This window comes from Vibrio sp. TMPB1044 (genome assembly GCF_030442075.1).
Classification (GTDB): Bacteria; Pseudomonadota; Gammaproteobacteria; order Enterobacterales; family Vibrionaceae; genus Vibrio; species Vibrio satsumensis.
The window spans coordinates 38,816-47,470 of the sequence record NZ_JAUJED010000021.1; the positions used below are offsets into that span (position 1 = coordinate 38,816).

Consider the following 8,655-nt stretch of genomic DNA (forward strand, 5'->3'; position numbering starts at 1 on the left):
AAACCGCGGCAATAAAAAAGGGTTGACCCACCAGTCAACCCTCGAATCTAAAATCACTTTTCGTCGAATCTAGCTCTTTGGCTGTCTTATTAGCCAACCAATCACCAAGCTGAGCATCGCCCAAATATACAGTGGCCAAGTACCTACTGTGTGATAAGGCGTTTGCCCATCCGTTGAAATGAGCTCGGCTTTTAACACTGCCGTTTCGAACTGAGGTATTTGCTTGATGATGTTGCCTTTGTAATCGGTAACTGCCGTCACACCATTGTTGGTAGAGCGAATAAGTGGCTTACCAAGCTCCAGAGCGCGCATTTGTGCGATTTCCATATGTTGTAATGGCCCAATAGAACGACCAAACCACGCATCGTTAGAGAGTGTGAGGATAAAGTCAGTCTCATCAGTCACATTCTGTCTAACTTGATCATTAAAGATGATCTCATAGCACAACGCTGGCGCTAAGTGGCGTCCATTTGCCACGATGTTTGGTTGAACAAAATCACCACGGCTGAATGATGACATCGGCAAATTAAAGAATGGTGCCAACGGGCGTAGGATATCTTCAAACGGGACAAACTCACCAAATGGCAATAAGTGATGTTTATGATAGCGTTCGTCTGGATCGTAGCTGTACTCACCATATGGGTTCACGCCAAGTGAAAGAACACTGTTGTAGTATTTCTTATCTTCAGACTGATTAAGCACGCCTGTGATGATAGAGCTGTTGTTCATCTTCGCTGCGCTATCTAAGTTACGTAGGAAAGAAGGAATCTCTACCTCAAACGCAGGGATAGCGGCTTCAGGCCAGATGATGATATCAGCGTCCCAATTTTCTCGGCTTAGGTCGGTGTACTTCATCATGGTTGGCCAACGATGACTTGGTAGCCATTTGCTATCTTGATCGACGTTGCCTTGTATTAAAACGACTGACGTGGTTTTTTCAGGGTTCGGCGTTACCCAATCGATGTTGCGAATACCAAAGCCAGTACTAAATACGACCGCAGGAATAACAGCGATACTCCAGGCTCTATTGATAACAGCATAAGCAAACGCTGATGCTGAAACAATGATCGCTAGAGTTACTAACTCTACGCCGCCAATCGGTGCAAAGGACCCTAATGGCGAATCGATTTGGCTGTAGCCTAACCAAAGCCAAGGGAACCCTGTCATTACCCATCCACGTAGCCAATCACTGATTAACCATAGTGCAGGTGCTGCGAGGAAAAAGCGGCTTAGATTATTAGCAGGGAAGAACTTGTTCAAACTCCAAGTAAATAAACCTGAATAAACAGCTAGGTAGCCAACAAGTAATGCCATCAAAAATAGGTTAGCTGCCAGTGGCATACCACCAAAACCATCAATGCTGACGTATACCCAGCTGATACCTGTCGTGAATTGACCTAAACCCCATCCGTAGCCAATCCAAAGCGCACTTTTAGGAGAGCGGTTATGAATCAGTAACAGCAACAAAGCTGGGCTGAGAATAGCAAGAGGCCATATAGAGTATGGAGCGAATGAAAGGGTGGTTATAGCGCCAACAAAAACGGCCGCAAGCGGCCGTAATAGGCGATGAATAAAAGTCTTAGTCATCTAATTTCTGTCATCTCTTTAGAGAGAAGTTGTTATTCTTCGATAGTCGGAAGAGGTTGCTCGTCAGGAATGGTTACCTGTAGCTGAATCACACGGCGGTTATCTGCTGATGTTATTTTGAAATGGTAGCTTTCAATCTCTACAATTTCGCCACGAACAGGCAGGTGACCGAGTGCGGTCATAACCATGCCGCCTACCGTATCCACTTCATCGTCACTAAAGGTAGTGTTAAACGTATCGTTGAACTCTTCAATAGTGGTTAAAGCTTTTACAGAGAAGGTATGCTTACTCAGCTTACGAATATCTAGCTCTTCTTCATCGTCGAACTCGTCTTCAATTTCACCAACGATTTCTTCGAGGATATCTTCAATGGTTACTAGGCCAGAAACTCCGCCAAACTCATCGACAACGATAGACATGTGGTAGCGCTCTTCTTGGAACTCTTTAAGCAGGCGATCTACTCGCTTACTTTCAGGAACAACCACAACAGGGCGAATCACTTGTTCGATATCAAATGGGGCACTTTCTGAACCCAAATACTTAAGTAGGTCCTTTGCTAATAGAATGCCTTCAACATGGTCTTTATCTTCACTGATCACTGGGTAGCGAGAGTGTTGAGCATCAGTAATAAGCGCAATCAATGTATCTAAATCATCGGTGCGTTCAACTGTAACCATTTGAGAGCGAGGCAGCATGATATCGCGTACTCGCATCTCTGAAATTTCCATAACACCCTCGAGCATGTCGCGCGTGTCATGGTCAATTAGGTCATTAATTTCTGAGTCGCGGATTACATCCACGAGCTCTTGGCGATCTTTTACTTCACCTTGAAATAGTTGGCCTAGGCGTTCAAAGAAGGACTTTCTACTCGGACCTTCAGATTTTTTACTTCCCTCAGAAGTGGGGGGGTTACCTTCGTTCATGATTTCTCAAAAAATAACGCTATCAGAAGTGTGATAGCACACGTTACAACTCAGATTCCTGCGGAAATCGCAGGTTCGATGAGTTATTGTTTCTCTGCAACCTACTTTACTAGAATCAGTTTACTTTTCTAGAATATAAGGGTCTTCAAACCCCATAGATTGCATGATTTCTGTCTCGAGTGACTCCATCTCTTCAGCTTCATCATCTTCGATATGATCATAACCTAGCAGATGCAGACTGCCATGTACAACCATATGAGCCCAGTGTGCTAGCAGAGGCTTACTTTGCTCTTCTGCTTCTTTTTCGACAACTTGGCGGCAGATAATGAGGTCGCCAAGTAGATCTAACTCGATCCCTGGAGGAGCCTCGAATGGAAAAGACAACACGTTAGTTGGCTTGTCTTTGCCACGATATTCATGATTGAGCTGGTGGCTTTCTTGTATATCAACGATACGAACCGTCAACTCAGCGTTCTCTTGAAACTGAGGAATTGTCTTGTCCAGCCAAATCTGAATATCTTGCTCAGTTGGAAGACCTTGCTCATTTTCGACCGCTAATTGCAGGTCTAGTTCAATAGACATCTATTTATCACCTTGTTCTGCAATTACAGAGCTATTTTGTGTTGCTAATTGTGTCGTAACGGCCTGCTGAGCCTCAAGAAGTTTGGCTTCGCGCTCTTCACGTTTACGCTTTTCAAACTCTTTGCGTTCTTTCTGGTCTTTCGCTTCCCACTTCTCGTAGGCGTTGACGATACGAGCAACTACAGGGTGACGAACGACGTCTTCAGACATGAAGAAATTAAAACTAATGTCATCCACTTCACTGAGCACTTCAGTCGCATGGCGTAAGCCTGACTTTGCACCACGAGGTAAATCGATTTGCGTAATATCACCAGTGATCACAGCACGTGAATTAAAGCCGATACGGGTTAAGAACATCTTCATTTGTTCTACCGTGGTGTTTTGGCTCTCATCAAGAATGATAAACGCATCATTCAACGTACGACCACGCATATACGCCAGTGGTGCAACTTCAATCACGTTACGTTCAATCAGCTTCTCGACTCGCTCAAAGCCAAGCATCTCAAACAGTGCATCGTAAAGTGGACGCAAATATGGGTCTACTTTTTGGCTTAAATCACCCGGTAGGAAACCAAGCTTCTCACCAGCTTCAACAGCAGGGCGAGTCAGTAGGATTCGGCGAACCTCTTGGCGTTCAAGTGCATCAACTGCTGCAGCAACGGCTAAGTATGTTTTACCTGTACCGGCTGGCCCAATACCAAAAGTGATGTCATGAGTGACCATGTTCATTAGGTATTGTGCTTGGTTTGGCGTACGAGGTTTGATGACGCCTTTTTTAGTCTTAATGGTCACTTCTTTGCCGTAGTCGATTTCAGACTCGACGTGTTGCTCCAAAATGCCAGACTCGGTGATCGCCAGATGCACTTGTTCTGGTTCGATATCGATTATGTTGCCTTTAACTGGAGCCGTTTCAACATAGAGGTGTTTGATGATGTCTAAAGCTGCGGCTGTCGTGTGAGGCTTACCGACAATCGTAAAAAAGTTGCTACGGTAATTAACCTCAACGCCCAGACGACGCTCAAGATGTTTGATGTTGTCGTCGAATGGCCCGCATAAACTTGCCAAGCGCTTGTTGTCTGCTGGCTCTAGATTTATCTCTAAGGTAACGATTTTATTGCTCAAATTAGCCTCTCATTTTGTGCCACTCACTCTTAAATAAAAAAAAGAGCAAAAAGCCCGATTTAGACCGGGCTTCTGATGGTGATATCCCTATTTCTAAGATGGTCACTTAGTTAGGTAATTTCAAGCTTTGTGTTTGCGCTTTGTGCTCAAACAGTTGTATTGCCTATGGCGTAAATGTTGCTACACCTAGCTCGTCTTCACGTTTTGTTTTTTCCATCATTTCTGCTGGAGTCATAACAACGCGTAGACCCATGTCTTTTTCTGTACGAACTAGCTCACCACGTAGTGAGTTGGTGTAAACCTCAGTGATCTTCACATCTACGAACTGACCGATTAGGTCTGCAGAACCTTCGAAGTTCACAACACGGCTGTTTTCTGTACGGCCGCGAAGTTCCATTAGGTTCTTTCTTGATGGGCCTTCAACAAGGATACGTTGCTCTGTGCCTAACATTAGACGCGAGAAACGCATTGCTTGTGTGTTTACCGTTTGTTGCAGTTCGTACAGACGATCTTTCTTCTCTTGTGCTGGTACATCACATGGGTAATCTGCTGCTGGCGTACCTGGACGAGGAGAGAAAACAAAGCTGAAGCTCATATCGAAATCAACTTCTTTAATTAGCTTCATTGTATCTTGGAAGTCTTGTTTAGACTCACCAGGGAAACCAACAATAAAGTCTGAACTGATTTGAATGTCAGGACGAGCTTTACGCAGTTTACGGATAATAGATTTGTACTCGATCGCCGTATGTGGGCGCTTCATCATTGTAAGAATACGGTCACTACCACTTTGTACTGGCAGGTGAAGGAAGCTCACTAGTTCAGGTGTATCTTTGTAAACGTCAATGATGTCGTCACCAAACTCAAGCGGGTGGCTGGTTGTGAAACGAATACGGTCGATACCATCGATAGAAGCAACAAGACGAAGCAGTTCTGCGAATGAACAGATATCGCCTTCGTGTGTTGGACCGCGGTAGGCGTTTACGTTCTGACCCAGTAGGTTAACTTCACGTACGCCTTGCTCTGCAAGTTGAGCAACTTCGAACAGTACATCATCCATTGGACGGCTAACTTCTTCACCACGCGTATATGGTACAACGCAGTAAGTACAGTATTTAGAACAACCTTCCATAATAGAAACGAATGCTGTCGCGCCTTCAGCTTTTGGCTCTGGCAGATTATCGAACTTTTCGATTTCTGGGAAAGAGATGTCCATTACTGGCTTTTCGTTAGACAGTGATGATTTAATCATCTCTGGCAAACGGTGTAATGTTTGTGGGCCAAAGATTACGTCTACGTATGGTGCACGTTGACGAATGTGATCACCTTCTTGAGTCGCTACACAGCCACCCACACCGATCACCACACCTTCTTTTTTATCTTTCAGCGTTTTCCAACGACCAAGCTGGTGGAATACTTTCTCTTGCGCTTTTTCGCGGATAGAACAAGTATTCAGTAGTAGTACATCTGCTTCCTCAGGTACTTCAGTTAGCTCATAGCCATTAGCAGCGTTAAGCAGGTCGGCCATTTTTGATGAATCGTATTCGTTCATCTGACAGCCCCAAGTTTTAATTAGCAGTTTCTTACTCATCTTTTGTTCGCTCGATCGTTAGTTTAATTTAAGGGAGCAAATCGCCCAGTATTCATCTGCGAGGACCATTTGTCATAATTAGGTATTCATTTTATGACTGGCTCTAGCAGCAAGCGGCGTATTGTACTGGTTTCAAAACCGACTGACTAGTAGTCTGATAAAATCTCTTATGTAGTGGTTTTTATTATCGTTAACGCCATATGCCATAAGGGATAACCCTTTTTTCGAATAAGGTTTTTGGTTACAAGTTAGTTATGAAAAAGTACAATCAAAAACAGTCAAAGAATCAAACTGATAAGTACAAAATATGAACAGTTACGATATTGTAGTAGTCGGTGGCGGCATGGTTGGTGCAGCAACAGCAATTGGTTTTGCAAAGCAAGGTCTGAGTGTTGCGGTGATCGAAGGTTTTGCTCCACAAGCTTTTGATGAGTCACAAGCGATGGATATTCGTGTTTCCGCTATTTCTCAAGCATCGGTCGATTTACTTAACGATCTTGGCGCATGGCAACACATAGAAGCGATGCGAGTATGTTCTTATAAGCGCTTAGAGACGTGGGAGCACCCAGAATGTCGTACTCGGTTTGATGCAGAGTCACTTGATTTGCCTCGTTTAGGCTACATTGTTGAAAACCGACTCATTCAATTGGGCTTATGGTCTCAGTTTGATGCTTATGAAAATTTAGAACTGTTATGTCCAGAAAAGCTCGATGAGATTGAGTTTGGTGAAACCAATATCGTTAAGCTTCAATCAGGGGGAGAGCTATCCGCGAAGTGGGTGGTTGGTGCTGATGGTGCGAATTCAGCCGTTCGTCAACAAGCTGGAATTGGCATTACGGCTTGGGATTATCGACAACACTGTATGCTTATCAACGTAGAAACAGAACAGCCTCAGCAAGATATTACTTGGCAGCAATTCCTACCAAGTGGCCCTCGTTCATTTTTGCCTTTGTGTTCTCTAACCTCTGACGATCAAGAAGTCGGGCAGGGCTCGTTAGTTTGGTATGACTCTCCACTGCGTATCAAGCAACTGTCAGCAATGACCCCTGAAAAACTACGTAACGAAGTACTTACTCACTTTCCTAAAGAGTTAGGTGATATCAAAGTCTTGAATTCGGGGTCTTTTCCTCTGATACGACGTCATGCTCAATCATATTCGAAGAATAACTGTATTTTAGTCGGGGATTCTGCGCATACGATTAACCCGTTGGCTGGGCAGGGTGTTAACTTAGGCTTCAAAGATGTATCAGTACTGTTGCATGCCACCAAAGAAAAGGGTGAATTGAATCAGTCTGTAGCAAGACGCTATGAAGTGATGAGAAGAGGCGACAACCTAATGATGCAGAGTGGCATGGATTTCTTCTACAAGACATTCAGCAACGACATTGGTCCGCTCAAGTTTGCACGTAATGCTGCGCTAAAATTAGCAGAGAACTCTGGGCCGATTAAAACTCAAGTATTGAAATACGCCTTAGGTCTTTAATTTATTAGTTCAGGTTATCTATATAGAGAAGGAGAGCAGATGCTCTCCTTTTTTGTATGGTGTTGAATGTTATAACTGCTGTGTAACGCAAACTGGTGCGTCGATCTCTAAAGAGTATCCTGTATAAACCAAAGACCCATCCTCATTATCTCGCTTGAATGAGGTGATGTTGTTGGAGTGTTGGTTTGCTGCGATAAGCCATCGTCCGCAGTCAGTAATATGAAAATCACGAGGGAAGCTGCCTTCAGTATTATAGCTATCAATAAAAATAGGCATTTTCGTTGTAGGCTCGATTCTGAAGCAACTGATCATCGATTGGTGTCGACATGATACATAGAGGAATTGCTCATCCGGCGATAGCTTTATTGCAGCTGTAGCCTCTCCTTTTTCCACATTTGGGAGCGCGTCAATCTCTTCGACAATACTCCAGTTCCCAAGAGTTTTTTCCATCATCAGTATCGTTTCAGAGAGCTCACAGATCACATAGGCTTTGTCTTCATCTTTATTGAAGACGAGGTGACGAGGTCCATTGCCCGCAGGAACTTTAATAGATTGCATAGGTTCGTCTAGAAATTCTTCTTGCTCTTCATCAAAGCAATAGAAGTTGATTCGATCAGCACCAAGGTCGACGGTGACAAATTGTGGTGAATTTTGTAAGAACAGACATTGATGAGCATGTGGAGCTGTTTGGCGTTCTTTGTTAGTCCCTGAACCCACCATAGCAATCGTTTTGAGTCGCTTATCGATATTGCCATTAATACTTAAACTAAAAATATCGAATGAGCCGGATGAGTATTGAGACGTAATAGCAAATTTGTGGCTAGGATCAATTGCGATGTGGCAAGGGTGAGCACCAGCGATAGTGCCGGAGTTCTTAACCGCCTTTGAGTTAGGGCTAGGTATATGAATTAACTGTGGCTGTTTTGGCTGATCAACTTCAGACGCGGTATAGATACCAAGCTCGGTTGCTACGACAAAAGACGGGTTAGTGCACTCTGCAAAGAGATCTAAAGGTAATAGCTTTCCGTTTTCCAAGTCTAATTGAGCCTGATATACGCCTTGGCTTTTACTTGGCGTATCCGTGTAGCAACCGATCGTTAAAGTGAGGTTTTTCATAGGGTAGTCATACTCAATTAGAAAATGGAGCAGACATTGTCTTATAAAAAAGTCATGAAGTGATTAGATAGGGAGAAATACTTGGTGACGGGGTTATCAGATTTGCATATTCCAGATAAAACAAAACCCAGCTAAAAAGCTGGGTTTCATTCAATGATGGTGCGGTCGGAGAGACTTGAACTCTCACACCTCTCGGCGCCAGAACCTAAATCTGGTGCGTCTACCAATTCCGCCACGACCGCAGCAAATCTTTA

At 43.9% G+C, this 8,655-nt stretch carries 7 protein-coding genes and 1 tRNA gene; 1 reads left to right on the forward strand and 7 read right to left on the reverse strand.

Annotation, left to right across the window (positions count from 1 at the left end; translation table 11 throughout):
- Nucleotides 1-69 precede the first annotated feature (69 nt).
- The 5 genes from lnt to miaB all read right to left on the reverse strand — a co-directional run bounded on the left by lnt (nucleotide 70) and on the right by miaB (nucleotide 5,802).
- Complete coding sequence (lnt, locus tag QQ041_RS15185; RefSeq protein WP_285954347.1) at nucleotides 70-1,587, reverse strand: apolipoprotein N-acyltransferase; 1,518 nt, start codon at nucleotides 1,585-1,587, stop codon at nucleotides 70-72.
- A gap of 32 nt (nucleotides 1,588-1,619) precedes the next feature.
- Nucleotides 1,620-2,510, reverse strand: coding sequence for a CNNM family magnesium/cobalt transport protein CorC (corC, locus tag QQ041_RS15190; protein WP_285954348.1), 891 nt, complete (start codon nucleotides 2,508-2,510; stop codon nucleotides 1,620-1,622).
- 120 nt (nucleotides 2,511-2,630) lie between these two features.
- On the reverse strand, nucleotides 2,631-3,092 hold the full coding sequence (ybeY, locus tag QQ041_RS15195; protein WP_146491396.1) for an rRNA maturation RNase YbeY: 462 nt from the start codon (nucleotides 3,090-3,092) through the stop codon (nucleotides 2,631-2,633).
- Nucleotides 3,093-4,214 (reverse strand): PhoH family protein, encoded by a 1,122-nt coding sequence (locus QQ041_RS15200; protein ID WP_285954349.1) that lies wholly within the window; start codon nucleotides 4,212-4,214, stop codon nucleotides 3,093-3,095. It abuts the gene before it with no gap.
- A 163-nt stretch (nucleotides 4,215-4,377) separates the two neighbouring features.
- On the reverse strand, nucleotides 4,378-5,802 hold the full coding sequence (gene miaB / locus QQ041_RS15205; RefSeq protein WP_060983373.1) for a tRNA (N6-isopentenyl adenosine(37)-C2)-methylthiotransferase MiaB: 1,425 nt from the start codon (nucleotides 5,800-5,802) through the stop codon (nucleotides 4,378-4,380).
- Between the two features lie 307 nt (nucleotides 5,803-6,109).
- Between miaB and QQ041_RS15210 the strand changes: the two genes are divergently transcribed.
- Nucleotides 6,110-7,285: a 2-octaprenyl-3-methyl-6-methoxy-1,4-benzoquinol hydroxylase gene (locus QQ041_RS15210; RefSeq protein ID WP_285954350.1), complete on the forward strand. Its 1,176-nt coding sequence runs from the start codon at nucleotides 6,110-6,112 to the stop codon at nucleotides 7,283-7,285.
- Between the two features lie 69 nt (nucleotides 7,286-7,354).
- Here QQ041_RS15210 and QQ041_RS15215 read toward each other — a convergent pair whose 3' ends face one another.
- Nucleotides 7,355-8,401, reverse strand: a complete 1,047-nt coding sequence (locus QQ041_RS15215) for a lactonase family protein (RefSeq protein ID WP_285954351.1) — start codon at nucleotides 8,399-8,401, stop codon at nucleotides 7,355-7,357.
- A 157-nt stretch (nucleotides 8,402-8,558) separates the two neighbouring features.
- Nucleotides 8,559-8,643: transfer RNA gene (locus QQ041_RS15220), tRNA-Leu, on the reverse strand.
- Between the last annotated feature and the right edge of the window lie 12 nt (nucleotides 8,644-8,655).

What these genes read in the sequence shown, in the direction of transcription:
- miaB (WP_060983373.1), bottom strand. Translation starts at nt 5,802, where the DNA reads ATGAGTAAGAAACTGCTAATTAAAACTTGGGGCTGTCAGATGAACGAA.
- corC (WP_285954348.1), bottom strand. Translation starts at nt 2,510, where the DNA reads ATGAACGAAGGTAACCCCCCCACTTCTGAGGGAAGTAAAAAATCTGAA.
- ybeY (WP_146491396.1), bottom strand. Translation starts at nt 3,092, where the DNA reads ATGTCTATTGAACTAGACCTGCAATTAGCGGTCGAAAATGAGCAAGGT.
- QQ041_RS15215 (WP_285954351.1), bottom strand. Translation starts at nt 8,401, where the DNA reads ATGAAAAACCTCACTTTAACGATCGGTTGCTACACGGATACGCCAAGT.
- lnt (WP_285954347.1), bottom strand. Translation starts at nt 1,587, where the DNA reads ATGACTAAGACTTTTATTCATCGCCTATTACGGCCGCTTGCGGCCGTT.
- QQ041_RS15210 (WP_285954350.1), top strand. Translation starts at nt 6,110, where the DNA reads ATGAACAGTTACGATATTGTAGTAGTCGGTGGCGGCATGGTTGGTGCA.